24 protein-coding genes are annotated in these 24,792 nt (G+C 71.4%); 12 read left to right on the forward strand and 12 right to left on the reverse strand.

What is annotated here, in order from left to right:
* Positions 1-3 precede the first annotated feature (3 nt).
* From EDM22_RS10320 to EDM22_RS10330, 3 genes are all read right to left on the reverse strand, one after another.
* Complete coding sequence (locus EDM22_RS10320; RefSeq protein WP_122936970.1) at positions 4-738, reverse strand: ABC transporter permease; 735 nt, start codon at positions 736-738, stop codon at positions 4-6.
* Positions 735-1,553, reverse strand: coding sequence for an ABC transporter ATP-binding protein (locus tag EDM22_RS10325; RefSeq protein ID WP_122936993.1), 819 nt, complete (start codon positions 1,551-1,553; stop codon positions 735-737). Before EDM22_RS10325 ends, EDM22_RS10320 begins: the two co-directional genes overlap by 4 nt.
* A 207-nt stretch (positions 1,554-1,760) precedes the next feature.
* Positions 1,761-2,618 carry a trypsin-like serine protease gene (locus EDM22_RS10330; protein ID WP_122936971.1) on the reverse strand — a complete coding sequence of 286 codons (858 nt, stop codon included), beginning with the start codon at positions 2,616-2,618 and terminating at the stop codon, positions 1,761-1,763.
* 229 nt (positions 2,619-2,847) lie between these two features.
* Between EDM22_RS10330 and EDM22_RS10335 the strand changes: the two genes are divergently transcribed.
* Together EDM22_RS10335 and EDM22_RS10340 are read left to right on the forward strand one after the other, a co-directional pair.
* The gene (locus EDM22_RS10335; protein ID WP_122936972.1) at positions 2,848-3,414 is read left to right on the forward strand and encodes a LemA family protein; all 567 of its coding nucleotides are present in this window, start codon (positions 2,848-2,850) and stop codon (positions 3,412-3,414) included.
* Positions 3,415-3,493: 79 nt separating this feature from the next.
* A complete protein-coding gene (locus EDM22_RS10340) occupies positions 3,494-4,369 on the forward strand; it encodes a M48 family metalloprotease (protein ID WP_122936973.1) in 876 nt (291 codons plus the stop codon).
* A gap of 91 nt (positions 4,370-4,460) precedes the next feature.
* Here the strand turns inward: EDM22_RS10340 and EDM22_RS10345 are convergent, their stop codons facing one another.
* A complete protein-coding gene (locus EDM22_RS10345) occupies positions 4,461-5,675 on the reverse strand; it encodes a winged helix-turn-helix domain-containing protein (RefSeq protein ID WP_122936974.1) in 1,215 nt (404 codons plus the stop codon).
* 62 nt (positions 5,676-5,737) lie between these two features.
* Here EDM22_RS10345 and EDM22_RS10350 point away from each other — a divergent pair, with 62 nt between their 5' ends.
* A complete protein-coding gene (locus tag EDM22_RS10350; protein ID WP_122936975.1) occupies positions 5,738-6,964 on the forward strand; it encodes an AI-2E family transporter in 1,227 nt (408 codons plus the stop codon).
* Positions 6,965-6,966: 2 nt separating this feature from the next.
* Positions 6,967-8,301, forward strand: a complete 1,335-nt coding sequence (gene ilvA / locus EDM22_RS10355) for a threonine ammonia-lyase (RefSeq protein WP_122936976.1) — start codon at positions 6,967-6,969, stop codon at positions 8,299-8,301.
* A gap of 117 nt (positions 8,302-8,418) precedes the next feature.
* Here the strand turns inward: ilvA and greA are convergent, their stop codons facing one another.
* Together greA and EDM22_RS10365 are read right to left on the reverse strand one after the other, a co-directional pair.
* Positions 8,419-8,910 carry a transcription elongation factor GreA gene (gene greA, locus EDM22_RS10360; protein ID WP_122936977.1) on the reverse strand — a complete coding sequence of 164 codons (492 nt, stop codon included), beginning with the start codon at positions 8,908-8,910 and terminating at the stop codon, positions 8,419-8,421.
* A 59-nt stretch (positions 8,911-8,969) separates the two neighbouring features.
* The gene (locus tag EDM22_RS10365; RefSeq protein ID WP_170964085.1) at positions 8,970-9,476 is read right to left on the reverse strand and encodes a DUF4307 domain-containing protein; all 507 of its coding nucleotides are present in this window, start codon (positions 9,474-9,476) and stop codon (positions 8,970-8,972) included.
* A 121-nt stretch (positions 9,477-9,597) separates the two neighbouring features.
* Between EDM22_RS10365 and EDM22_RS10370 the strand changes: the two genes are divergently transcribed.
* Positions 9,598-9,906 carry a hypothetical protein gene (locus EDM22_RS10370; RefSeq protein WP_245989313.1) on the forward strand — a complete coding sequence of 103 codons (309 nt, stop codon included), beginning with the start codon at positions 9,598-9,600 and terminating at the stop codon, positions 9,904-9,906.
* A 95-nt stretch (positions 9,907-10,001) separates the two neighbouring features.
* Here the strand turns inward: EDM22_RS10370 and trhA are convergent, their stop codons facing one another.
* The gene (gene trhA, locus EDM22_RS10375) at positions 10,002-10,808 is read right to left on the reverse strand and encodes a PAQR family membrane homeostasis protein TrhA (RefSeq protein ID WP_122936979.1); all 807 of its coding nucleotides are present in this window, start codon (positions 10,806-10,808) and stop codon (positions 10,002-10,004) included.
* Positions 10,809-10,882: 74 nt separating this feature from the next.
* On the opposite strand from trhA, the gene EDM22_RS10380 reads away from it, so the two are divergent.
* The 3 genes from EDM22_RS10380 (at position 10,883) to phoH2 (ending at position 14,491) form a co-directional block, all read left to right on the forward strand.
* Positions 10,883-11,668: an isoprenyl transferase gene (locus tag EDM22_RS10380; RefSeq protein ID WP_122936980.1), complete on the forward strand. Its 786-nt coding sequence runs from the start codon at positions 10,883-10,885 to the stop codon at positions 11,666-11,668.
* Positions 11,669-11,731: 63 nt separating this feature from the next.
* A complete protein-coding gene (locus EDM22_RS10385) occupies positions 11,732-12,850 on the forward strand; it encodes an aminotransferase class V-fold PLP-dependent enzyme (protein ID WP_122936981.1) in 1,119 nt (372 codons plus the stop codon).
* A gap of 309 nt (positions 12,851-13,159) precedes the next feature.
* Positions 13,160-14,491, forward strand: a complete 1,332-nt coding sequence (phoH2, locus tag EDM22_RS10390; RefSeq protein ID WP_245989317.1) for an RNA 5'-3' helicase PhoH2 — start codon at positions 13,160-13,162, stop codon at positions 14,489-14,491.
* A 401-nt stretch (positions 14,492-14,892) separates the two neighbouring features.
* Here phoH2 and EDM22_RS10395 read toward each other — a convergent pair whose 3' ends face one another.
* The 5 genes from EDM22_RS10395 to xseA are packed head-to-tail and all read right to left on the reverse strand — an operon-like array spanning position 14,893 to position 19,168.
* Positions 14,893-16,299, reverse strand: coding sequence for a class II fumarate hydratase (locus EDM22_RS10395; protein ID WP_122936982.1), 1,407 nt, complete (start codon positions 16,297-16,299; stop codon positions 14,893-14,895).
* 55 nt (positions 16,300-16,354) lie between these two features.
* Positions 16,355-17,011: a carbonic anhydrase gene (locus EDM22_RS10400; protein WP_122936983.1), complete on the reverse strand. Its 657-nt coding sequence runs from the start codon at positions 17,009-17,011 to the stop codon at positions 16,355-16,357.
* A 10-nt stretch (positions 17,012-17,021) separates the two neighbouring features.
* Positions 17,022-17,663, reverse strand: coding sequence for a DUF4245 domain-containing protein (locus EDM22_RS10405; protein ID WP_122936984.1), 642 nt, complete (start codon positions 17,661-17,663; stop codon positions 17,022-17,024).
* Positions 17,663-17,935 (reverse strand): exodeoxyribonuclease VII small subunit, encoded by a 273-nt coding sequence (locus tag EDM22_RS10410; protein ID WP_122936985.1) that lies wholly within the window; start codon positions 17,933-17,935, stop codon positions 17,663-17,665. The genes EDM22_RS10405 and EDM22_RS10410 overlap by 1 nt, the downstream gene beginning before the upstream one ends.
* A gap of 9 nt (positions 17,936-17,944) precedes the next feature.
* Positions 17,945-19,168, reverse strand: a complete 1,224-nt coding sequence (gene xseA, locus EDM22_RS10415; protein WP_122936986.1) for an exodeoxyribonuclease VII large subunit — start codon at positions 19,166-19,168, stop codon at positions 17,945-17,947.
* Positions 19,169-19,255: 87 nt separating this feature from the next.
* Between xseA and EDM22_RS10420 the strand changes: the two genes are divergently transcribed.
* From EDM22_RS10420 to EDM22_RS10435, 4 genes are all read left to right on the forward strand, one after another.
* Complete coding sequence (locus EDM22_RS10420) at positions 19,256-20,299, forward strand: 4-hydroxy-3-methylbut-2-enyl diphosphate reductase (protein WP_122936996.1); 1,044 nt, start codon at positions 19,256-19,258, stop codon at positions 20,297-20,299.
* Between the two features lie 99 nt (positions 20,300-20,398).
* Positions 20,399-20,998, forward strand: a complete 600-nt coding sequence (locus EDM22_RS10425; RefSeq protein WP_122936987.1) for a TetR/AcrR family transcriptional regulator — start codon at positions 20,399-20,401, stop codon at positions 20,996-20,998.
* Entirely contained in the window at positions 20,989-22,722 is a 1,734-nt protein-coding gene (locus EDM22_RS10430; protein ID WP_122936988.1) for an ABC transporter ATP-binding protein, read from the forward strand. The genes EDM22_RS10425 and EDM22_RS10430 overlap by 10 nt, the downstream gene beginning before the upstream one ends.
* Positions 22,719-24,792: ABC transporter ATP-binding protein (locus tag EDM22_RS10435; protein ID WP_245989314.1), on the forward strand; the 2,074-nt coding region annotated here is incomplete at its 3' end. The genes EDM22_RS10430 and EDM22_RS10435, both read left to right, overlap by 4 nt.

The following is a 24,792-nucleotide window of genomic DNA, read 5'->3' on the forward strand; positions in this document are numbered from 1 at the left end:
GCGTCACGGCGTGCGTCGCCGGAGCGTGATCGACCCGAGCACGATCGAGCCGACGATCCACGCGACGACCACGAGGAGCTTCGACGCGATCCACGCCGCATCCTCGCTGTCGTCGGCGACGGCGGTGAGCGCCTCGATCGCATAGGTGAGCGGGAGCCATCCGCTGATCGCCTCGAGCCCCTCGGGCAGCTGGTCGGTCGGCAGGAAGATGCCGCCGAGCAGGATCTGCGGGAACACGAGCAGCGGCATGAACTGCACCACCTGGAACTCGGTGCGGGCGAACGCGCTCGCGAGCAGGCCCAGCGCCGTGCCGAGGAGCGCGTCGGCGACGGTGACCGCGAAGAGCAGCCAGATCGATCCCGAGATCTCCAGACCGCAGACCCAGACCGCGAACGACACGGCGATCGCCGTCTGGAACACCGCCAGGAGCCCGAACGCGAACGCATAGCCGAGGATGAAGTCGCCCTTGCCGAGCGGCAGCGAGAACAGGCGCTCGAGCGTGCCGCTGCGTCGCTCCCGCAGCGTCGCGATGCTCGTGACGAGGAACATCACGACGAACGGGAACAGGGCGAGCATCGCCGGGCCGATGTCGGCGAAGACGTCGGTGTCGGTGAACATCCACGCCACGAGGCCGATGAGCAGGCTCGGCACGACGAGCAGGAGGCCGATCGTGCGGGGATCGTGGCGGATCTGCGTGAGCACGCGCCCCGCGGTGGCGAAGGTGCGGGTGAGGGTCACGGCGCGACCCCCGTTCCGGCGCTGCCGGCGGGCGGTGCCTCGCCGGGCGGTGGTGCGCCGCCGCCGAGCGGACGCAGGTCGGGCCGGCCGTGCTCGATGAGCGAGAGGAACGCGTCCTCGATGTCGTCGGTGCCCGTGGCCTCGAGCACGCCGGGCACGGTGTCGTCGGCGAGCAGCTCGCCGTTGCGCATCAGCAGCAGCCGGTCGCAGCGCTTCGCCTCGTCCATGACGTGGCTCGAGACGAGCAGGGTCGCGCCTTCGGCCGCGAGGGCGTGGAACAGCGACCACAGCTCCACCCGCAGCACCGGGTCGAGGCCCACCGTGGGCTCGTCGAGTACGAGCACCTCCGGCTGGCCGAGGAGCGCGGCGGCGAGGGAGACCCGGCCGCGCTGCCCGCCCGAGAGCGAGCCGGCGAGGCGCCCGGCGTACTCCCCGAGGTGCACGCGCCCGATCACCCGGTCGACGTCGGCCGACGGCGCGCCGAGCACCCGGGCGAAGTACGCGAGGTTCTGGCGCACGGTGAGGTCGTCGTAGACGCTCGCCTGCTGGGTCACGTAGGCCACCCGGCGTCGCAGCGGCGCGGAGCCCGCGGGGAGTCCGAGCACCGTGATCGTGCCCGAATCCACGACCTGCACGCCCACGATCGAGCGCATGAGCGTGGTCTTGCCGCTGCCGCTCGGCCCGAGGAGGCCGATGACCCGCCCGCTCGGAACGTCGAGCGAGAGCCCATGCAGCACCTTGACGTGCGCCCGCCGCACATGCAGGTCGCGGACCACGATCGCGTCGGTACCCGGACCGCCCGCATGTTTCGCCATGTGCGCATTCTTCGCCCGCAGCGCTCCGCACGGCAAGGGCCGGAATGCCCGGGCGCCGTCGCGACAGGCCGGAACCGCGACGGCCGGAACGGCGACGGCCGGAACGGCGACGGCCCGGAACGGCGACGGGGCGGGCGCCGCGGCGTGCGGCACCCGCCCCGTGGCGGTCGCGGCGAGCGGATGCCGCGGCATCCGCTCGCCCGATGGTCAGAGCCCGAACGTGTCGAGCCACTCCTCCACGACCGGGATGTCGACGCGCTGGTACCCGTCGAGGTAGCGGCAGTTCGACGTGTAGCCGTAGCTCGTGACGCCGACGAGCTCGTCGTCGAGCAGGAGCGGCCCGCCGGAGTCGCCGAAGCAGGTGCCGCCGGTTCCCCAGGGGTCCTTCTCGTTGCCGTTCGTCTGGATGACCTGCGGCGTGATCTTCTGCGCGGGCATGTCGACGTAGCGGCGCACGATCGGGTAGCTCTGCGGCGTGGGCTTCTGCGCCCCCGTGTCGGCCTGGCGCACCTCGGTGCCGTACCCGACCGCGCGGAACAGCGTGTCCTTGTATGCCTTCTGCGGGATGAGGTCGGCGGTGCCGGTCTCGGCGATGGCGGGGTATCCGTCGGCGCTGTGCGAGGCGACCGGCTCGTCGAGCACGATCACGCCGACGTCGTTCCAGTTCTTCAGGTCGGTGAAGTCGGAGTAGTCGGGGTGGGTGTGTGCGGTGCCAGAGAGGTAGCCGGCCGCGGCGAGCTCGGCCGAGGTGTAGCCGGCGGCGGGGTCGGCCGCGACCGGCAGCACCGAGGGCGGCGCGTCGTCGATGAACGTGTCGAACGTGACGAGCGTCTTGCCGAGGGTGCCGAACGTGCAGTGCGCGGCGGTGATCACGACCGTCGGCGACACGAGCGTGGCGCTGCAGCGGTATCGGCCCGTTCCGTCGTAGAAGGCGATGAGGCCGACGTCGGGGTGCTGGTCGCCGTCGATGGCACCACCGGTGCTGGCCTGTGCGGGTGCGGCGGCGAACGCGAGTCCGGCGACGGTGAACACCGCGGCGGCTGCGGCGAGGAGTCTCTTGCGCATAGCTCTCTTTCGGGTCGTCGATGAGGCAGGGATTCACGAGTCTGCCCGGTCGCAGCCCGATCGCGCCAGAGCAACGCCGATCCCGCGCAGGAATCCTGCACGGTACGGGCAAGCGACGCATGAACGGATCGTGAGGATTCTCCGAGTCTCATGGGAAGCCCATGATCGCCGCCTGACCGATCGGTAGGATGGGGAGAACCAGTCGCCGCCACCACAAGGAGCGCCCGCCATGGAATGGCTCATCCCGGTCCTCATCGTCGTCGTGCTCGCACTGGTGGTGGGTATCTACCTGTGGGCCACCTACAACTCGCTCGTCACGCTGAACGTGCGCGTCGACGAGGCGTGGAGCGACATCACGGTGCAGCTGAAGCGTCGAGCCGACCTCATCCCGAACCTCATCGAGGCGGTCAAGGGCTACGCGTCGCATGAGAAGGCGGTCTTCGAGAACGTCACCAAGGCGCGCGCCGAGACGCTGCAGGCGCAGGGCCCGGCCGAGGCGGGCGCGGCCGAGAACCACATGCAGCAGGCGCTGAAGTCGATCTTCGCCGTCGCCGAGGCGTACCCCCAGCTGCAGGCCAGCCAGAACTTCCTGCAACTGCAAGCCGAGCTCGTCGACACCGAAGACAAGATCCAGGCGTCGCGCCGCTTCTACAACGGCGGCGTGCGCGAGCTCAACACGAAGATCAAGGTCTTCCCCAACACGCTCTTCGTGCGCGGCCTCGGCTTCCACGAGCGCGAGTTCTTCGAGGTCACCGAGCCGGCGGCCATCGCGGAACCCCCTCGCGTCCAGTTTTGATGGGCGCCGACAGGCACCCGTCAAGGTCGAGTAGCACCGTGCGAAGCGCGGAGCGTATCGAGACCCCCCGGGAACGCTGATGTACCGAGCGATCGCCAGGAACAAGCGCAACACCGTCTTCACGATCCTCCTCTTCCTCGCCATCATCGGCGGGCTGGGTTGGCTCGCCGCCTACATCTACGGCGACCTCACGATCGTCGTCGTGACGCTCGTGATCGCGACGGCGTACGCCGTCTTCCAGTACTTCACCGCCGACCGCCAGGCGCTGGCGATGTCGGGGGCGATCGAGGTGCGCAGCAAGGCCGAGCACCCGCGCCTCTGGCGCACGGTCGAGAACCTCTCGATCACCACCGGCACGCCCATGCCGAAGGTGTACGTCATCTCCGACCCGGCGCCGAACGCCTTCGCGACGGGCCGCGACCCGCAGCACGCCGTCGTCGCCGCGACCACCGGGCTGCTCGAGATCATGGACGACTCCGAGCTCGAGGGCGTCATGGCGCACGAGCTCGGCCACGTGCGCAACTACGACATCCGGCTCTCGATGGTGGTCTTCGGACTCGTCGTCGCGGTGGGCTTCATCTCCGACATGCTCGTGCGCATGACCTTCTTCGGACGGAACAACAACAACGGCAATCCGATCGTGATCGTCTTCGGCCTCGTCGCGATGCTCGTCGCGCCGCTCGTCGCGAGCCTCGTGCAGCTCGCCATCTCCCGGCAGCGGGAGTACCTGGCCGACGCGACGAGCGCGATGACCACGCGGCATCCCGAGGCCCTCGCCCGGGCACTCGTCAAGCTCGAGGAGTACGGCCGCCCGATGCGGCGGCAGAACTCCTCGATGGCGCACCTGTGGATCGCCGATCCGCTCAAGCCCGGCGCCGTCGCCCGTCTCTTCGCGACCCACCCGCCGATCGCCGAGCGCGTGCGCCGGCTGGAGGAGATGGGCGGCTCGTTCTAGCCGAGCGGATGCTGCGTCGAGCGGTGCTGCGACCCTCCAGCCGAGCGGATGTCGCGGCGACGCGTCGGGCGATGGGGCGCCCTCAGCCCGCTCAGGCCACCGACCGCAGCTCCGCGGCGAGGGCGGGGGAGAGGTCGCCCCGGCCCGTGACCGCGACCTCGCCGAGTCCCTGCCACGCGGCCGCCCGCGCGAGCACCGGCGCGAGTCGGGCGGCGGTGTCGGTCGGCGCACTCGGCTCGCTCCACGCCGACTGCACGCGCAGCACCCCGGCCTTGCGGTCGCTCTTGAGATCGACCCTGCCGACCACGCGATCGTCGAGGAGCACGGGCAGCGAGTAGTAGCCGAACTTGCGCTCGGGCTCGGGCGTGTAGATCTCGATGCGGTAGTGGAAGTCGAAGAGCCGTTCGGTGCGCGGCCGGAACCACACGACCGGATCGAACGGCGAGAGCACGGCCGCCGCCTCCATTCGGCGCGGACGGCGGGCGTCGCGGTGCAGCCACGCGGGCGTGGGGCGGCTGCCCGTCGTCCACCCCGGCACGGTCACGGGGATCAGCACGCCGTCGTCGACGAGGTCGGCGACGGCGGCGCGCACGGGCCCGCGCAGCATGCGCCAGTAGTCGGCGAGGTCGGCCTCGGTGGCGATGCCGAGCGCGGATGACGCGCGCGCGACGAGCGCGCGCACCGAGTCGGCCTCGCTCGGCGCCGCGTCGAGCAGCGCCGCGGGCAGTGCCTGCTCGGGCAGGGCGTACACCCGCTCGAACCGGCGCCGTTCGACGCAGACGACCTCGCCCGTGCGGAACATCCACTCGAGCGTGCGCTTCACGTCGGACCAGCCCCACCACGAGGAACCGCCGCGTTCATTGGAGTCGTGCTCGATCGCCGAGGCCTGCATGGGGCCGTTGTGCGAGAGCTCGCCGCGCAGCCAGTCGGCGAGACTGCGGTTCTCGGTGAGCCAACCGCCCCAGTCGCTGCCCTGGCGCCGGTGCTCCTCGCGGCGGAACTCGAAGAGCGGCCACAGCTCACGCGGGATGTACGCCGCCTGGTGCGCCCAGTACTCGACCATTCGGCCGCGCCGGCCGGTGGTGATGCGGTCGAGGGCGGCTCGGTCGTATGCCCCGACCCGACTGAAGGCGGGCAGGTAGTGGCTGCGTTCGAAGACGTTCACCGAGTCGATCTGGAGCAGCCCCAGCCGGTCGACCACGCCGGCCACCGCCCGGGTGCCCGGGACCTCGGGCAGTGGGCGCCCGAAGCCCTGGGCGGCGAGTGCGATGCGGCGGGCGAGAGCGGGGCTGACGACGTCGACCATGGTCCTCCGACCCTATCCGCGGCCGGTGACATCGGCCGCAGGTGCCCGCCTAGACTGGGACGATGACCGAGTCGACGGGTGCACAGCGCGGTCGGAGCCGGAGACTCCGCGGGCGCTCGCCCGCGGCCGTGACGCCGCCCACGTCTCCTGAAGCGCCGCGCGACGCGGCCCAGAGCATCCCCTACGGCATGCGGCTCGCGGCGGCGTGGTCGTGGCGGCTCCTGCTCATCGGCGCGCTCCTCGCCGTCGTCGTGTTCCTCATCGTGCAGCTGCGGCTCGTCGTCATCCCCATCCTCGTCGCGGTGCTGGTGGGAGCGATCCTCGTGCCGTTCTCCGGGTTCCTGCAGCGCCATCGGTGGCCGCGGTGGACCGCGGTGACCGTGGCCATGCTCACCCTGCTCGTGGTCGTCGCCGGGCTCCTCACCCTGGGCATCACCCAGATCGTGCGCGGGTCGAGCGACCTCGCCGCGCAGAGCCTCGTCGCGTGGGACGAGTTCCGCACCTGGCTCCTCGAGGGCCCGTTCCACGTCACCGACAGCCAGCTCAACGACTTCGTCGACAGCGTGATCACGTCGGCCCAGAACGACGGCGGCACGCTGCTCACCGGCGCCCTCTCGGTGGGTTCGACGCTCGGGCACTTCCTCGCGGGCATGCTCCTCACGCTGTTCGCGACGCTCTTCATCCTCATCGACGGCCGCGGCATCTGGAACTGGATCGTCGGCATCCTGCCCACGCGGGCGCGGGCCGCCGTCGACGACGCGGGCAAGGCGGGCTGGGCGACGCTGCAGAACTTCGCGCGCGTGCAGATCCTCGTCGCGACGATCGACGCGGTGGGCATCGGACTCGGCGCCCTCATCCTCGGCGTCCCGCTCGCCGTGCCCATCGCCATCCTCGTGTTCCTCGGCTCGTTCGTGCCGATCGTCGGCGCGGTGGTCACGGGCGCGCTCGCGGTCTTCATCGCCCTCGTCTACAACGGCTGGGTCATCGCGGTCATCATGCTCGGCATCGTGCTGCTCGTGCAGCAGGTCGAGGGGCACATCCTCCAGCCGCTCATCATGGGCACCGCGGTGAAGGTGCACCCGCTCGGCGTCGTCGTCGCGGTCACGGCCGGGTCGCTGCTCGCCGGCATCCCCGGCGCACTCTTCGCCGTGCCCCTCGCGGCGGTCATCAACGTCATGGTGCTCTCGGTGGCGAGCGGCTCCTGGAAGGCGGAGTCGCCACCCGACCCCGCCGAGGCGCACTCGCCGCTGTGGCGCACGGTTCCACAACGACCCGGATTCGGACGGTGAGCATGAGGCAGTCGATCGGCACGACGCAGGGCGGCGAGGTCGCCGGGGCCGGGAGTGCGCACGCGACCTCCGTTCGCGTGCACGGCTCGGGTGCCGGCGCCGGCATCGTCGTGCCGGGGCCGCGCCTCGCCGACTTCGAGCGCGCCCAGCAGACCGTCGCACGGGTCGCCCGCCGCACGCCCATGGAGTCGTCGCGCTTCCTCGCCGAGCTCGTGGGCGCGCCCGTCTACCTCAAGTGCGAGAACCTGCAGCGCACGGGGTCCTACAAGATCCGCGGCGCGTTCAACCGCATCTCCGCGCTCTCGGCCGAGGAGCGCGAGCGCGGGGTCGTGGCGGCCTCGGCCGGCAACCACGCGCAGGGCGTGGCGTTCGCCGCGCGCGAGCTCGGCATCCGGGCCACGATCTTCATGCCCATCGGCGTCGCGCTGCCGAAGCTCGAGGCGACCCGCGCCTACGGCGCCGACGTGGTGCTGCGCGGCGATTCGGTGGGCGAGACGATGGAGGCGGCCGCGGCCTTCGCCGCCGAGACCGGCGCGGTGCTCATCCCGCCCTTCGACCACGCCGACGTCATCGCGGGCCAGGGCACGGTGGGGCTCGAGATCCTCGAGCAGGTGCCCGACGCCACCACGATCATCGTGCCGATCGGCGGCGGGGGCCTCGCCGCGGGCATCGCCAGCGCCGCGAAGCAGCGCGCCGCCGCGCTCGGCCGCACCATCCGCGTCATCGGCGTGCAGGCCGCGAACGCCGCGCCCTACGTGCCGTCGCTCGAGGCGGGCGAGCCCACCCGCGTCCCCGTCGTGCCCACCATCGCCGACGGCATCGCCGTGTACGTGCCGGGCTCGCTCAACTTCGAGATCATCCGCGAGGTGATCGACGAGGTCGTCACCGTCACCGAGGACGACATCGCCCGTGCGCTGCTCGTGCTGCTCGAGCGGGCGAAGCTCGTCGTGGAGCCCGCGGGCGCCGTCGGCGTCGCCGCGCTCATGACCGGCGCCGTGCGGCCCGACGGGCCCACCGTCGTCGTGCTCTCGGGCGGCAACATCGATCCACTGCTCATGCAGCGCGTGATCGCGCACGGCCTCGCGGCATCCGACCGGTACCTCACCCTGCGCATCGGCCTGCCCGACCGCCCGGGCCAGCTCGCACGCATCGCCGAGCTGCTTGCCGAGGCGCACGCGAACGTCATCGAGGTGCTGCACACCCGGCACGGCTCCGGCATGCAGATCTCCGAGGTCGCCCTGCAGCTCTCGGTCGAGACCCGCGGCCCGGCCCACCGTGCCGAGGTCGTCGAGGTGCTGCGACGCGCGGGCTACGAGCCCGAGCTCGTCGAAGAATAGGCCAGCGGATGCCGCGGCGCTGCGCCGTCGCATCCGGAACCGCGGCGTGGCATCCGGCACTGCAGACGACGACGGCCCCTCCGCGGAGGGGCCGTCGCGACGTGCGTGCGGGACCGACTAGTTGCCGCTCCAGGTCTCGACGCTGACGACCTCGACGGCGATCTCGCGACCGTTGGGCGTCGTGTAGCTCGTCTTCTCGCCGACCTTGAGGCCGAGGATTGCGGCGCCGAGGGGGCTCTGCTCGCTGAACACGTCGAGCTCGGAGTCGCCGGCGATCTCGCGGCTGCCGATGAGGAACGTCTCCTCGTCGCCCGCGATGATCGCGGTGATGACCGTGCCGGACTCGACGACGCCGCTCGAGGTGGGCGCGTCGCCGACCTCGGCGTGGCGCAGCAGCTCGGTCAGCTGGCGGATGCGCGCCTCCTGCTTGCCCTGCTCGTCCTTCGCGGCGTGGTAGCCGCCGTTCTCCTTGAGGTCGCCCTCTTCGCGCGCGGCCTCGATGCGCTTCGCGATCTCCTCGCGGCCGTGCGTGGAGAGGTGCTCGAGCTCGGCGGCGAGCCGGTCGTAGGCCTCCTGGGTGAGCCAGGTGACGGTGGCCTCCTGTGCCATGGTGCACACTCCCGTGATAGACGTGTCGCCCCGGCGTCTGCCAGGGCGAATGACCCAGTCTAGGTGAGCCAGCAGTGGGAAATCAAACCGGTATTGGCCGGCTGGGCAATCCGGACGCGCTCGGTGAAGGTGCGCAGCGGGCGGTCGGACGCGGGGATCTCCACGACCTTCCAGCCCACCACGGTGAAGTCCTCGTTGAAGGCCTCCACGATGCACGCGGTCTCGTTGCCCGACGGCACGGAGAGCCGCCACGTGACCTCGACGGCGCGCTCGTCGTTGAGCACGCGGTGGCTGAGGTCGGTGGCCTCGACGAGGGGCTTGCTGCCGTCGAGCCCCGCCCACACGACCCACGCGACGAGCACCACGGCGAACGCCGCGGCGGCGCCGACGATGAGCCAGCGGTCGCGGCGGCGATGCGCGCGGCCTCGCCCGTAGCGGTCGGCCACGAGGCCCTCGCGGGGCGCATCGGGGTCGTCGGGGCGGCCCGGGGCGGCCCGGTCGGCGGTGTCGGATGCCGCCACCGCGGCGTCCTCGACGGCCGCGTCTGCGGGTTCGCGTGGGGGCACCGCCGACTCCTTCCCGGTGTCGATCGATTAGGCTTGGATCCAGCCTAACCCGCCCCCGTGAAGGGATCCTGATGCTCCTCGCGCCCACCGCGCCCGCCCGTCCGACGAGCGGCGTGCGCCGGTGAACGCGGCCGTGCTCGCGACCGTGCTGCTCGCCGCCGAGGAGGAGTTCAACCCCGACGACGTGACCCCCGGCGTGTGGGGCTTCGTCATCACCTTCCTCATCATGGCGGCCGTGCTGCTGCTCGTGCTCGACATGGTGCGCCGCATCCGGCGGGTCAACTACCGGGCGGAGGTGCGTGAGCAGCTCGAGGCCGAGCAGGCGGCCGAGGCGGCCGGCGGAAGCCCGGCAGGGGCGGGCGACGCATCGAACGGATCCGCTGCGGGCGAGGCCGGCGCCGCGGCATCCGATCGCCCGAAGCCCGAATAGGGCGGCCCGACAGGGCGCACCCGCACGGCGCGCGCTGCGCCGCCACCTCGCCTGCGCCGGCGCGCGACGGGCGGGTCGACTCGAGGACGGCGGGGTCAGCCCACGTGGTACGCGGGGTTCATCACGATGATGAGCGTCGCCGTCCAGTGGCACAGGAACGCGAGCACCGTCGCAGTGTGGAAGATCTCGTGGAAGCCGAACCGCCCGGGCCACGGGTTCGGCCGCTTCATGCCGTAGACCACGGCGCCGGCCGTGTAGAGCAGGCCGCCCACGACGATGAGCACCATCATGGGCACGCTCACTGCAATGAGGTCACCGAGGTACATGACGGCGGCCCAGCCGAGCAGGATGTAGATCGCCACGTACATCCAGCGCGGCGCGCCGATCCAGAAGACGCGGAAGGCGATGCCGACGATGGCGCCGGCCCAGACGAGGCCGAGCAGCAGCCACCCCTTCGACGGCGGCAGGGCGAGGATCGCGAGCGGCGTGTAGGTGCCCGCGATGAGCAGGAAGATGTTCGCGTGGTCGATGCGCTTGAGGAGCACCTTGGTGCGCGGCGCCCAGTTGAAGCGGTGGTAGAGGGCGGAGTTGCCGAAGAGCAGCATCGACGTGAGCGTGAACACCGCCGCCGCCCACTTGGCCGGCGCGCCCTGCGCGAGGCTGACGAGCACGATGCCGCCGACGATCGTGACCGGGAACGTGCCGGCGTGCAGCCAGCCGCGCCAGGTCGGCTTGACGTCCTCGGGCGCCTGCGCTGACGCGTCGATGAGCGGGAGGTTCGGAAGGTCGGGACCCTCGCGGTCGTCGACGGCGACGGCGGCGTCGGCGTCGCTCAACTCGGAAACCGGATGCCGCAGGTGCTCGGCGACATCCTCGGGCTCGGACCCGCTCGTCTGGCTCATGTGCCCAGCGTAGGGCCCGCTCGGTCACGGGATGCTGTGAGGTGCGCGGCCCTCGCGCGGGGTAGCGTAGTGCCGTGCAAACGAGCGATCACCATCTCGGTCGCGGCATCCTCTACCGCCTGTACCAGAACCGGCTGCGCCGTGAACTCGAGGGCGCGGAGCTCCCGCACCACGTCGCGATGATCATCGACGGCAATCGCCGCTGGGCGAAGCAACTGGGCTACGAGACGGCGGCGCACGGCCATCGCGCGGGCGCGGCGAAGATGCGCGAGTTCCTCGAGTGGTGCGACGACCTCGGCATCACGATCGTCACCCTCTACCTGCTCTCGAGCGACAACCTGGGCAACCGCGACCCCGACGAGCTCTCGGAGCTCATCGAGATCATCGCCGACCTGGCCGAGGAGCTCAGCCACTACCGCGACTGGCGGGTGCAGCACGTCGGATCGGATGCCGGCCTGCCCGAGCCGCTCGTCGCCGCCCTCGACGCCGCCGAGCACCGCACGGCCGACAAGCGCGGCATGCACGTGAACCTCGCAGTGGGCTATGGCGGACGCAAGGAGATCACCGACGCGATGCGGTCGATCGTCGCCGCCCATCACGCAGAGGGCCGAAGCCTCGAGGACCTCGCCGAGCGGCTCACCCCCGACCTCATCGGCGAGCACCTCTACACGGGCGGGCAGCCCGACCCCGACCTGGTGATCCGCACCTCGGGCGAGCAGCGCCTGAGCGACTTCATGCTCTGGCAGTCCGCGCACAGCGAGTTCTACTTCGTGGAGGCGCTCGGCCCCGACCTCCGTCAGGTCGACTTCCTGCGCGCGGTGCGCGACTACACGAAGCGGCATCGCCGGTACGGGGGCTGACCCGGGCGCGCGCCGGGAGCGCGGGGTCTGCCATGATATGCCTCGGAGAGAGGGGCACACCGAGTGACCATCGACGACTTCAACGCCGGATTCACCGAGGAGCCCGGCTACCTCGACTACGGTCGGGTCGGACCGCTCGCGACGTCGGCGGCCGAGGAGGCCCTGGCATTCACGCAGCTGCTGCAGCGCGCGCGCCACGGCAGCCTCGACGTGCTCCGCGAACAGGACCAGCGGGTGCGCGACGCCGCGGCCGTGCTGACCGGGCTTCCGGCCGACTCGATCGTGTTCCAGCCGAACACGTCGCAGGGCCTCATGCACGCGATGTTCGGGCTCACGGGCAGCGTGCTGCTCGCACCCGGCGAGTTCCCCAGCCTCCCGATCGCCGCCGTGCGCGCAAGCGAGGCGCTGCACTCGGTGCAGCCGGTGTGGCTCGAGACCGACCACGGCAAGGTGACCCCCGGGCAGATCCGCGACCAACTCGAGGCGAACGTCGGGGCCGTCGCGGTGAGCCTCGTCGACTCGCGCACGGGCTACCTGTGCGACATCGAGGGCATCCGGCAGGTGATCGGCGACCGGCTGCTCATCGTCGACGCGATCCAGGGCTTCGGGGTCGTCGACGCCCCGTGGGATGCCGCGGACGTCATCCTCACCGGCGGCCAGAAGTGGTGTCGTGCCGGGTGGGGCACGGGCCTCATGGCGCTGTCCGACCGCGCCCTCGACCGCCTCACGCCCGTGTTCTCGGGGTTCACCGGCACCGAGGAGGACGAGCCGTGGGACGAGGTGCCGCCGCCGGCATCCGATGCCCGTGCGTTCCGGGTCTCGAATCCCGACCCGATCGCCGAGGCGCGCCTCGCCGCGGCCCTGGAGGAGATCGCCGAGGTCGGCGTCGAGACGATCAACTCCGCGATCGCCGAGAACGTGAGCCGCGTCATCGAACTCGCCGACGAGTTCGCGATCGCCGTCACCTCGTCGCGCGATGAGCGCGAGCGGGCCGGGCTCGTCGTGCTGGAACCCCCGACCGAGCAGGTCACCCTGCTGTCGGCGTCGCTGTTCAACCACGGCGTCACCGCGACGACGCGGATGGGGAGCGTGCGGCTGAGCGTGCACTCGGCGCTGTCGGAGGAGACGCTCGAGATGCTGCGCGGCGCGTTCGTGTCGTACGGGACCGCGGCGTCGTACTGACGCGCACGCCGGCGCCGGCGCCGAGGCGGGCGCCGACGTCGGCGCCGAGTCGGCGCGTCTCGATGTGAGCCCGCGGTTGCGGGTGTGTGAACGAGCGGTTTCGCACCGCGTGTCGGATCGACGGATGTCGGCCGTCGGTCGTAGCGTCGAGGCATCGGGCAAGGAGCCCGATCGAGTCGGCTCGTGAACCGCTCGTGGGAGGATCGCCGGCCGGCGCGTGAGCCGAGCGGAACGCTCGGGGCAGGAGCGGTCGTGGCCTCAGTCGAAACCCCCAAGTCCGACGGTCAGGTCGAGGCAGGCGCCCGGAAGGTGCAGCAGCCTCGCACGGCGAACCCCGGCGGGGTCGCCCAGTCCGAGCGGACGTACGTGCTCGACACGTCGGTGCTGTTGTCGGATCCGCGGGCGCTGTTCCGCTTCGCCGAGCACGCCGTCGTGCTGCCCGTGGTGGTCATCACCGAGCTCGAGTCGAAGCGGAACGACCCCGAGATCGGCTTCTTCGCGCGCAAGGCGCTGCGCATCCTCGACGAACTGCGCGTCGAGCACGATCGCCTCGACTTCCCGATCCCGGTCGGCGAGGGCGGATCCCTGCGCGTCGAGCTCAACCACTCGAACCAGTCGGTGCTGCCGAGCGGGCTCCAGCTGGGCGACAACGACTCGCGCATCCTCGCGTGCGCCGCCAACCTCGCCAACGACGGCGTCGCCGTGACGATCGTCTCGAAGGACCTGCCGCTGCGCGTCAAGGCGGCCTCGATCGGCATCGACGCCGAGGAGTACCGCGCCGAGCTCGCGCCCGACAGCGGCTGGACCGGCATGGCGGAGCTCTCGCTCGGATCCCACGACATGGCCAAGCTCTACGAGCACGAGACGATGATGACGAGCGAGGTGGAGGGGATGCCGATCAACACCGGCCTCGTCATCCACTCCGAGCGCGGTTCCGCGCTCGGCCGCGTCGTCGGCCCGCGCGAGGTCAAGCTCGTGCGCGGCGATCGGGAACTGTTCGGGGTGCACGGTCGTTCCGCCGAGCAGCGGCTCGCGATCGACCTGCTGCTCGACCCCGAGATCGGCATCCTGTCGCTCGGCGGCCGCGCCGGCACGGGCAAGTCCGCGCTCGCGCTGTGCGCGGGCCTCGAGGCGGTGCTCGAGCGGCAGCAGCACAAGAAGATCATGGTGTTCCGGCCGCTGTACGCCGTCGGCGGGCAGGAGCTCGGCTACCTTCCGGGCGACCAGGGCGAGAAGATGAACCCGTGGGGCCAGGCGGTGTTCGACACCCTCGGCTCCGTCGTCTCCGACAACGTGCTCGAGGAGGTCGTCGACCGCGGCATCCTCGAGGTGCTGCCGCTCACCCACATCCGCGGGCGCTCGCTGCACGACGCGTTCGTGATCGTCGACGAGGCGCAGTCGCTCGAGCGCAACGTGCTCCTCACGGTGCTCAGCCGCATCGGGCAGAACTCGCGGGTGGTGCTCACGCACGACGTCGCGCAGCGCGACAACCTGCGGGTGGGCCGCCACGACGGTGTCGCGAGCGTCATCGAGACGCTCAAGGGCCACGCGCTGTTCGCGCACATCACGCTCACGCGCTCCGAGCGGTCGGCCATCGCGGCGCTCGTGTCGGAGCTGCTCGACGGGGCGGAGCTCGCCTAGCGCCCCGCGCACCGACCACGGTGGCCGCGCGGCCCACGACCTCGCGGCGACGCACGAAGCGCCCCTCCCGAGCGGGAGGGGCGCTTCGCGTCGAGCGGGCGGATGCCGCGGGCGGATGCCGCAGGCGGATGCTGCGGGCGGATGCCGCGGGCGGATGCTGCGGGCGGATGCCGCGGGCCAGTCGACCGGTCGGGGCGGGCTGCCTGTCACGAGAACAGGAACCCGAATGGACCGGCGTGGCGGGCCGTCCTGTTCTCGTCACGCAGTCGGCGTGGCGTCCTGTTCTCGGAACGCCGACGCGTCGGGCACGGCCCTCGGGCGCGGCCGCGCATGCCCGTGAACGTCGAACGCCCGCCTCGAGGAGGCGGGCGTTCGAGGTCGTGGCGGGTGCTGCCGGCGCGCTACGCCTGCGGCGGCCGCGTCATCGAGAGCAGGTCGAGCGCCGTGTCGAGCTGCTGCTCGGTGAGCTCGCCGCGCTCGACGTAGCCGAGGTCGATGACCGCCTCACGCACGGTGCAGCCCTGGGCGACCGAGTGCTTGGCGATCTTCGCGGCGGCCTCGTAGCCGATGAGCTTGTTGAGCGGGGTGACGATCGAGGGCGACATGCCGGCGAGGGCGTTGGCGCGCTCGGTGTTCGGCTCGAGGCCGTCGATCGTCTTGTCGGCGAGCAGGCGCGATGCGCTCGTGAGCAGGCGGATCGACTCGAGCAGCGCGGTGCCCATCACGGGGATCTGCACGTTGAGCTCGAACGAGCCCGAGGCGCCGCCCCACGCGATCGTGGCGTCGTTGCCGATCACCCGCGCTGCGACCATGAGCACGGCCTCGGGGATGACGGGGTTGACCTTGCCCGGCATGATCGACGAGCCCGGCTGCAGGTCGGGGATGTGCAGCTCGCCGAGCCCGGTGTTCGGGCCCGAGCCCATCCAGCGGATGTCGTTGCAGACCTTGGTGAGGCTCACGGCGATGCCGCGCAGCGCGCCGGATGCCTCGACGAGGCCGTCGCGGTTGGCCTGCGCCTCGAAGTGGTCCTCCGCCTCGGTGATCGGCAGCTCGGTCTCGCGCTGCAGCAGCTCGATGACGAGCTGCGGGAAGCCCGCGGGGGTGTTGATGCCCGTGCCGACGGCGGTGCCGCCGAGCGGCACCTCGGCGACGCGGGGGAGTGCCGAGCGGACGCGCTCGATGCCGAGGCGCACTTGGCGCGCGTAGCCGCCGAACTCCTGCCCGAGGGTGACGGGCGTGGCATCCATGAGGTGGGTGCGGCCCGACTTGACGATGCCCGCCCACGCGTCGGCCTTCGCCTCGAGGGCGACGGCGAGGTGGTCGAGCGCGGGGATGAGGTCGTCGATGAGCGCGCCGGTGACCGCGATGTGCACCGAGGTGGGGAACACGTCGTTCGAGGACTGCGACGCGTTGACGTGGTCGTTCGGGTGCACGGGTCGGCCGAGGGTGCGCGAGGCGAGCGTCGCGAGCACCTCGTTCATGTTCATGTTCGACGAGGTGCCCGAGCCGGTCTGGTAGACGTCGAGCGGGAACTCGCCGAAGTGCTTGCCCTCGATGACCTCGTCGGCGGCCCCGGCGATGGCGCCGGCGATCTCGGCGTCGAGCACGCCGAGCCGCTCGTTGGCGATGGCCGCGGACTTCTTGATGCGAGCGAGCGCTGCGATCTGCGCGGGCTCGAGGGTGTCGCCCGAGATCGGGAAGTTCTCGACGGCGCGCTGCGTCTGCGCGCCGTAGAGGGCGGATGCGGGAACCCGCACCTCGCCCATCGTGTCGTGCTCGATGCGATAGTCGGCGGCGATGTCCACCACGTTGTGTTCCCTTTCGGTGTCGGGGGTGCCGGCCCGGCGGATGCCGCTGGGGGCGTCAGATGCGGCCGACGACGATGTCGGTCTCGGCCCGCCCCTCGAAGAGGCGGTAGTTCGCGCCGACGATAGCCAGCGTACCCGCTGCGATCGCGTCGCTGATCATCTCGGAGCTGTCGAGGAGCTCGGCGACGGTGTCGCGCAGGTGCTCGCGGCCGACGTATCCGGCGTCGACGGCCTGAGGCTCGATGGGCCCGTCGCCTCCGCCTGCGACGCGGCGCACGGCGGGAACGATGCGCCCGACGAGGCCGGCGATGTGCGGCGGCAGCGGATCGGGCTCCGGACCGAGCGAGTCGATCGCGGCCCGCACGGCGCCGCACTGGTCGTGCCCGAGCACGAGGATGAGCGGCACGCCCAGCACGCCGACGGCGTACTCGAGCGAGCCGATGACCGAATCGGAGATGACCTGCCCGGCATTGCGCACCACGAACGCGTCACCGAGGCCGACGTCGAAGATGATCTCGGCCGAGAGGCGCGAGTCGCTGCATCCGAAGATCGCGACGAGCGGCCGCTGCTGGCCCGCCAGCGACGTGCGACGCTCGACGTCCTGTCGAGGGTGCAGCGGTGCGCCGGTGATGAAGCGCTCGTTGCCCGCGCGGAGTTCGCGCCAGGTGTCGGCGGGGGTGGAGGGACGGTGCGGCGTGGGCGTGTCGCTCACGGGGCTCCTCTCAGCGCTGTGCGTCGATGGCGGGTGCGAGCGCCGTGGCGAGCGTCTCGAACTCCTCGGTGGTCGCCGTGCCGATGAGCACGAACGTGCTGCTGCCGGCCTCGGTGACGAGGCCGTACCGGGCGTTGCCGACGTCGCCGCTCGCCCGGCGGTTGTCGTACACCGTCCACTGCACGCCGTCGATCGTGACGACGCCCGTGGCGATGGTGCGCGAGAGCTGCTCGGCGACCCACGTGGGGTTCGCGTCGAGCCCCTGGTACATGCCGACGTACTCGTCGCTCGGGGTGAGGTAGCCCACGTACCACGCGGTGACGCCGTCGACCCCGTTCACGCGGAGCTCGGCTGCGTTCGACCTCCAGCCCTCGGGCAGCTCGGGCACGGCGAGCTGCTCGGGCAGGCCGAGCTGCGCCTGCTGCGCGACGGCGGCCACGTCGACGTCGCGATCGATGGGCCCGTTGGTGCGGGGAACGAGCAGCACGATGATGAAGACGATGCCGAGGCTCGCCGCGAGGGCGAGCACGAGGTTCTTGAGGGTCTGGCGCTGGCGGTGCTTGCGCGAGGTCTCGGCCTTGCGCGCGGCGGTCTCCTCGGGTGTCTCGGGGCGGCCGAGCTCGGCGACCACGCGAGGGGGGCGCTGGGCCATCAGCGGACTCCGCCGTCGGCGGCAGGACGGGCGGTGTCGGATGCCGCGCCATCGCGTGCTGCGTCGCGTGCCCCCGCTCGTGCGGCGTCGAGCCGGGCCTTCGCGCCGACGAGCCACTCCTCGCAGCGGGCCGCGAGGGCCTCGCCGCGCTCCCACAGCGCGAGCGACTGCTCGAGCGTCGCGGAGCCCTGCTCGAGTTCGGCGACGACGCGCACGAGCTCGTCGCGCGCCTGCTCGTAGCTCAGCTCGGCGGCATCCGTGGTGGGGGGCATGCCGCCATTCTATTCGGCGTCGCCGACAGGCCCCTGCGACGTCGCTGCGAGCGACCCCTCGGCGAGCGTCACGACGAGCGGAGCGCCCGCGGGCGCTCCGCCGGGCGCGCGCACGACGTGGCCGTCGGCGCCCTGCACGATCGCGTAGCCCCGGTCGAGGGTGGCCTGCGGCGAGAGGGCCCGCAGTTGCGTTCGCAGCTCGGCCGTGCGGGATGCCGCGCGCTCGAGCGTGCGGCCCACGAGTTCGGTGCCGCGCGCGACCCACCGGGTGAGCTCGTCGGCCCGCCGGTCGACGATCCACGAGGCGTCGGCGAGCACCGGACGGGAACGCAGGTGCCCGATGCGGTCGATCTCGCGCGTGAGGATCGACGTGAGCCGCATTCCGAGCCGCGCGCGCAGGTGCTCGATGCGCACGAGCTCCTCGGCGACGTCGGGCACCACGCGCTTCGCGGCATCGGTGGGGGTCGAGGCGCGCAGGTCGGCCACCTCGTCGAGCAACGGCCGGTCGGCCTCGTGGCCGATCGCGCTCACGATGGGAGTGGATGCGGCGGCCGCGGCCCGCACGACGCGCTCATCGCTGAAGCCCAGCAGGTTCTGGAAGTCGCCGCCGCCGCGCGCGACGATGATGACCTCGACGTCGGGGTCGGCGTCGAGCCGCTGGATCGCGGCGACGACCTCGACGGCGGTGCGGTCGCCCTGCACCGCCGCGTACACCGTGCGGAACTCGACCGCGGGCCAGCGCAGCCGCGCGTTGCGCAGCACGTCTTTCTCGGCGTCGGAGTCGCGGCCCGTGACGAGCCCGACGACGCCCGGCAGGAACGGGAGTCGCTTCTTGCGGCTCTCGGCGAAGAGGCCCTCGGCGGAGAGCTGGGCGCGGAGCCGCTCGAGCCGCTCGAGCAGGTCGCCGAGGCCGACGTGCTTGAGGTCGAAGACCTGCATGGTGAGCGAGCCGCCCTTGACCCACCAGCTCGGCTTGATGAGCGCGACGACGTGGTCGCCCTGCTTGAACTGCTCGTCGAGCCGCGCGCGCACCGACGACCACATCGTGAACGAGATCGTGGCGTCGGCCTCGAGGTCCTTCAGCTTGCCGTAGACGTTGCCGCCCGAGACGCCCCACTGGGTGACCTCGCCCTCGACCCACACGGTGCCGAGCCGATCGATGTAGTCGCGGAGCTTGCCCGAGAGGAGGGCGACGGGCCACGGCGCATCACGTGTCGCCGGTGCGTCCGCCATCGAGTCCTCCGAGCCGCTCGTCAGTCTGCGGCCCGTAGGATGGACATCGTGACGAGCTTGACGGATGCCCCGCGAATCGGCCTCGGCATGCCCAGAATCCCGAGCGTGCGCGGCCGGCTCAAGGATAACCCCGTGCCCGGACACAAGCGGGTGCTGCTGGCCGCGCCGCGCGGCTACTGCGCGGGCGTCGACCGTGCGGTGATCGCCGTCGAGAAGGCGCTCGAGCACTACGGCGCCCCCGTGTACGTGCGCAAGCAGATCGTGCACAACATCCACGTCGTGACCGAGCTCGAGGCCAAGGGCGCGATCTTCGTCGAGGAGGTCGACGAGGTCCCCGAGGGCGAGCACATCGTGTTCAGCGCCCACGGCGTCTCGCCGGCGGTCGTGAGCGCCGCGGCCGACCGCGGCCTCCACGCGATCGATGCGACGTGCCCCCTCGTCACGAAGGTGCACCGCGAGGCCGTGCGGTTCGCACGCGACGACTTCGAGATCCTGCTCATCGGCCACGAGGGCCACGAGGAGGTCGAGGGCACCGCGGGCGAGGCGCCCGACCACGTCACGCTCGTGAACAGCCCCGACGACGTGCCCGACATCGAGGTGCGCGACCCCGACAAGGTGGTCTGGCTCTCGCAGACCACGCTGTCGGTCGACGAGACCATGGAGACCGTGCGCCGCCTGCGCGAGCGGTTCCCGAACCTGCAGGATCCCCCCAGCGACGACATCTGCTACGCCACCCAGAACCGCCAGGTCGCGATCAAGAAGGTGGCGACCGACGCCGAGCTCGTCATCGTCGTGGGCTCCGCGAACTCCTCGAACAGCGTGCGCCTCGTCGAGGTCGCGCTCGAGTACGGTGCGAAGGCCGCGTACCGGGTCGACTACGCGAGCGAGATCAAGCAGGAGTGGCTCGACGGCGTTGCGACCGTGGGCGTCACGAGCGGCGCCTCGGTGCCCGAGGAACTCGTCACCGAGGTGCTCGAGGCGCTCTCCGACGCGGGCTACCGCGATGTCGCCGAGGTCAAGACGGCCGAGGAGGACCTCATGTTCTCGCTCCCGAAGGAGCTGCGCCGCGACCTCGCGGGCAACCGCGACGAGCGCGCCCTCGGCGGCCGCACCCGCACCGCGCAGGGCTGAGCCCGTCGCGCTCGTTCCGGGTGGCGCTCTGCGGTCGCCCGGCCTTCGGCGTGCCCGGGAGTCTTGCGGAGTGAGTGCTCACTCAGTAGGCTCCCGCGCATGACGACGAGCCCTCCGCGCAGCACGCGCGCCCGCCCGATGCCGGTCGACGAGCGCCGCGCCGCCATCGCACGTGCGACCCTGCCGCTCATCGCCGCGCACGGTCACGAGGTCACGACGCGCCAGATCGCCGACGCCGCGGGCGTGGCCGAGGGCACGCTCTTCCGGGTGTTCGACGACAAGGAGGCGATCATCGACGCCGCCGTCGAGCAGTTCCTCGACCCCGGTCCGTTCCGCGACGCGCTCCGGCGCATCGATCCGACCCTGCCGCTCGAGCTCAAGGTGGAGCTCGTGCTCGATCGCATGCTCGAGCGCTTCGCGGGCATCTTCGGCGTGTTCGCCGCGCTCGGTGGCAAGCCGCGGCCCCCGCAGATGCGCAACCCCGACGTCATCGTCGCGATCTTCGAGGAGTTGCTGGCACCCGACCTGGACGCGCTCCGCGTGCCGCCCTCGCAGGTGTTCGCCTTCGTGCGCCTCATCGCCTTCGCCTCCGCGATGCCGCACTTCGGGCCGACGTCGGGGCTCGGTCCCGCCGAGCTCGCCCACCTCGTCGTGCACGGCATCCGCCTCGACGAGAAGGGTGCCGCGCCATGCTCATGAGACTCCTGCGACAGTACCTGCGCCCCTACGGGGCCCTGCTCCTGGGCGTCGTCGTGTTCCAGCTCGCGCAGTCGATCGCCTCGCTGTACCTGCCCACCCTCAACGCCGAGATCATCGACGAGGGCGTCGTGAAGGGCGACACGGGGTTCATCCTCTCCACCGGCATGGTCATGCTCGGCATCACCCTGCTGCAGGTCGCGTGCGCGATCACCGCCGTGTACTTCGGGGCGAAGGCGGCGATGGCGTTCGGCCGCGACGTGCGCCAGGGCGTGTTCCGGCGGGTGGGGGAGTTCTCCGAGCAGGAGGTCACGCGGTTCGGCGCGCCGAGCCTCATCACCCGCTCCACCAACGACGTGCAGCAGGTGCAGATGCTCGTGCTCATGTCGTGCACGATCCTCGTCTCCGCGCCCATCCTCGCGATCGGCGGCGTGATCATGGCGCTCCGCCAGGATCTCGAGCTCTCATGGATCCTCGTCGTCGCGGTGCCCGTGCTGCTCATCGCCGTCGGGCTCATCATCAGCCGGATGGTGCCGCTGTTCCAGTCGATGCAGCGGCGCATCGACGGCGTGAACCGCGTGCTGCGCGAACAGCTCACCGGCATCCGCGTCATCCGCGCCTTCGTGCGCGAGGGCGTCGAGAGCGACCGGTTCGCCGAGGCCAACGCCTCCCTCACCGACACGGCGCTGCGCGCCGGACGGCTGTTCGCCCTCGTCTTCCCCGTGGTGCTGCTCGTCCTCAACGTCTCGAGCGTGGCCGTGCTGTGGTTCGGCGCGTTCCGCATCCAGGACGGCTCGATGCAGATCGGGTCGCTCACAGCGTTCCTGACCTACCTCATCCAGATCCTCATGGCCGTCATGATGTCGACGATGATCGCGGTCATGCTGCCGCGCGCGGCCGTCTCGGCCGGGCGCATCCACGAGGTGCTCGCGACGACGTCGAGCGTCGCCGACCCGGACGAGCCCGTCAGCGCCATCACCCTCCCCGGCACGGTCGAGTTCCGCAACGTCGACTTCGCATATCCCGGCGCCGAGGAGCCCGTGCTGCACGACGTGAGCTTCGTCGCGGAACCCGGCGAGATCACCGCGATCATCGGCGCCACCGGTTCGGGCAAGACCACGATCGTGAACCTCATCGCGCGGCTCTTCGACGCGACCGGCGGCAGCGTGCGCATCGGCGGCGTCGACGTGCGCGAGCTCGACCCCGACGTGCTCAACGCGCAGCTCGCCCTCGTGCCGCAGAAGCCGTACCTGTTCGCCGGCACAGTCGGCTCGACGCTCCGCTACGGCGATCCGGATGCCACCGACGGCGAGCTCTGGGACGTGCTCGAGATCGCCCAGGCGCGCGATTTCGTCGCCTCCATGCCCGGGCAGCTCGACGCCCAGATCGCGCAGGGCGGCACGAACGTGTCGGGCGGCCAGCGGCAGCGCCTGTCGATCGCACGGGCGCTCGCGAAGCATCCGCCGATCTACCTCTTCGACGACTCGTTCTCGGCCCTCGACACCGCGACCGACGCACGGCTGCGCGCGGCGCTCAGCCGGTCGGTGTCGGATGCCACGATGATCGTCGTCGCCCAGCGGGTCGCGACGATCGTGGGCGCCGACAAGATCCTCGTCGTCGAGGGCGGCCGCATCACGGCCCAGGGAACGCACGAGGAGCTGCTGGCCTCGTCCGAGGCGTACGCAGAGATCGTCGAGAGCCAGCTGAGCGTGGAGGAGGCGGCATGAGCGCGCCCGAGACCCGGCAGGCGGCGCCCGCCCGGATGCCGATGCCGCCACGGCGCGGCCCGATGGGCGGCGGCCCCTTCGCCGGCGCGGGGATGCCGACCGAGAGGTCCCTCAACTTCGGTCCGTCGGCGAAGCGACTGCTCGGCCGGCTGCGCCCCGAGCGCGCGGCCGTGGTGTTCGTGGTGCTGCTCGGCGTGCTCAGCGTCACCTTCTCGGTGCTCGGCCCGAAGATCCTCGGCGAGGCCACGAACATCATCTTCGAGGGGTTCATCTCGTCGCAGATGCCGGCGGGCGTGACGCAGCAGCAGGTCGTCGACCAGCTGCGCGCGTCGGGCAACGTGCAGCAGGCCGACATGGTCTCGGCGATGCAGCTCACGCCCGGCGCCGGCATCGACTTCACCGCCCTCGCCATGGTGCTCGGGTGGGTGCTCGTGCTCTACGTGCTCTCGTCGCTCTTCGGCTGGGCGCAGGGCTACGTGCTCAACGGCGTGACCCAGCGCACCGTCTTCCGCCTGCGCGAGGAGGTCGAGGCGAAGATCCACCGCCTGCCGCTGGCGTACTTCGACCGGATGCAGCGGGGCGAGTTGCTCTCGCGCGTCACGAACGACATCGACAACATCTCGCAGTCGCTGCAGCAGACCATGAGCCAGCTGCTCACGTCGCTGCTCACCGTGGTGGGCGTGCTCGCGATGATGTTCTTCATCTCGCCGCTGCTCGCGCTCATCGCCCTCGTGACGATCCCGCTCACGCTGTTCATCACCACGGTCATCGCGAAGCGCTCGCAGAAGCTCTTCGTAGCCCAGTGGACCCACACCGGCACCCTCAACGCGCAGATCGAGGAGGCGTACACGGGGCACGCGCTCGTGCGGGTGTTCGGCCGCCGGCACGAGGTGGAACGCACCTTCACGGACAAGAACGGGGAGCTGTTCGAGGCGAGCTTCGGCGCGCAGTTCGTGAGCGGGATCATCATGCCCGCGATGATGTTCGTGGGGAACCTCGTCTACGTCGCGATCGCCGTCGTGGGCGGGCTCATGGTCGCGGCGGGCTCCATCAGCCTCGGCGACGTGCAGGCGTTCATCCAGTACTCGCGCCAGTTCACGCAGCCGCTCAGCCAGCTCGGGTCCATGGCGAACCTGCTGCAGTCGGGGGTGGCGAGCGCCGAGCGCGTGTTCGAGCTGCTCGACGCCGACGAGCAGGTGGCCGACCCCGTCGAGTCGGAGGCGCCGCGCGAGGCGGCGTCCGAGGCATCCGGCCGCCTGGTCTTCGAGGACGTGTCGTTCCGCTACGAGCCCGACAAGCCGCTCATCGACCACCTGTCGCTCACCGCGGAGCCCGGCCAGTCGATCGCGATCGTCGGGCCCACGGGCGCCGGCAAGACGACCCTCGTCAACCTCATCATGCGGTTCTACGAGCTCGACGGCGGCCGCATCACCCTCGACGGCGTCGACATCACGCGGATGACGCGCGACGAGCTGCGCTCGCGCATGGGCATGGTGCTGCAGGACACGTGGCTGTTCACGGGCACGATCCGCGAGAACATCGCCTACGGGCGACCCGGCGCCACCGAGGACGAGATCCTCGACGCCGCTCGCGCCACCTACGTCGACCGGTTCGTGCGCACCCTGCCCGACGGCTACGACACCGTGCTCGACGACGAGGCGTCGAACCTGTCCGCCGGCGAGAAGCAGCTCGTGACGATCGCGCGCGCGTTCCTCGCGCAGCCCGCGGTGCTCATCCTCGACGAGGCCACGAGCTCGGTCGACACGCGCACCGAGCTGCTGCTGCAGCACGCGATGAACGCGCTGCGGCGGGACCGCACGAGCTTCGTGATCGCGCACCGCCTCTCGACGATCCGCGATGCCGACCTCATCCTCGTGATGGAGGCGGGGCGGATCGTGGAGCAGGGCACGCACACCGAACTGCTCGCCGCAGGGGGCGCGTACGCGCGGCTCTACGAGGCGCAGTTCGCGGCGCCGCTCGAGCCCGTGGTGGACGATGCGGCCGGGTCGACGGCCGGCGCGACGGCGGGGGCGCACGCAGGTGCGCCCGCGACGCCGCGGGCCGCGACGA

The sequence above is a fragment of the Agromyces tardus genome, assembly GCF_003710805.1.
Taxonomy (GTDB): Bacteria; Actinomycetota; Actinomycetes; order Actinomycetales; family Microbacteriaceae; genus Agromyces; species Agromyces tardus.

Bases quoted from the DNA above. Each gene is read 5' to 3' on its own strand.
- greA (WP_122936977.1), bottom strand. From the start codon at position 8,910: ATGGCACAGGAGGCCACCGTCACCTGGCTCACCCAGGAGGCCTACGAC.
- EDM22_RS10340 (WP_122936973.1), top strand. From the start codon at position 3,494: ATGTACCGAGCGATCGCCAGGAACAAGCGCAACACCGTCTTCACGATC.
- xseA (WP_122936986.1), bottom strand. From the start codon at position 19,168: ATGGCGGACGCACCGGCGACACGTGATGCGCCGTGGCCCGTCGCCCTC.
- EDM22_RS10405 (WP_122936984.1), bottom strand. From the start codon at position 17,663: ATGGCCCAGCGCCCCCCTCGCGTGGTCGCCGAGCTCGGCCGCCCCGAG.
- EDM22_RS10325 (WP_122936993.1), bottom strand. From the start codon at position 1,553: ATGGCGAAACATGCGGGCGGTCCGGGTACCGACGCGATCGTGGTCCGC.
- EDM22_RS10420 (WP_122936996.1), top strand. From the start codon at position 19,256: ATGCCCAGAATCCCGAGCGTGCGCGGCCGGCTCAAGGATAACCCCGTG.
- trhA (WP_122936979.1), bottom strand. From the start codon at position 10,808: ATGAGCCAGACGAGCGGGTCCGAGCCCGAGGATGTCGCCGAGCACCTG.
- EDM22_RS10430 (WP_122936988.1), top strand. From the start codon at position 20,989: ATGCTCATGAGACTCCTGCGACAGTACCTGCGCCCCTACGGGGCCCTG.
- EDM22_RS10330 (WP_122936971.1), bottom strand. From the start codon at position 2,618: ATGCGCAAGAGACTCCTCGCCGCAGCCGCCGCGGTGTTCACCGTCGCC.
- ilvA (WP_122936976.1), top strand. From the start codon at position 6,967: ATGAGGCAGTCGATCGGCACGACGCAGGGCGGCGAGGTCGCCGGGGCC.
- EDM22_RS10425 (WP_122936987.1), top strand. From the start codon at position 20,399: ATGACGACGAGCCCTCCGCGCAGCACGCGCGCCCGCCCGATGCCGGTC.
- EDM22_RS10345 (WP_122936974.1), bottom strand. From the start codon at position 5,675: ATGGTCGACGTCGTCAGCCCCGCTCTCGCCCGCCGCATCGCACTCGCC.
- EDM22_RS10335 (WP_122936972.1), top strand. From the start codon at position 2,848: ATGGAATGGCTCATCCCGGTCCTCATCGTCGTCGTGCTCGCACTGGTG.
- EDM22_RS10410 (WP_122936985.1), bottom strand. From the start codon at position 17,935: ATGCCCCCCACCACGGATGCCGCCGAGCTGAGCTACGAGCAGGCGCGC.
- EDM22_RS10350 (WP_122936975.1), top strand. From the start codon at position 5,738: ATGACCGAGTCGACGGGTGCACAGCGCGGTCGGAGCCGGAGACTCCGC.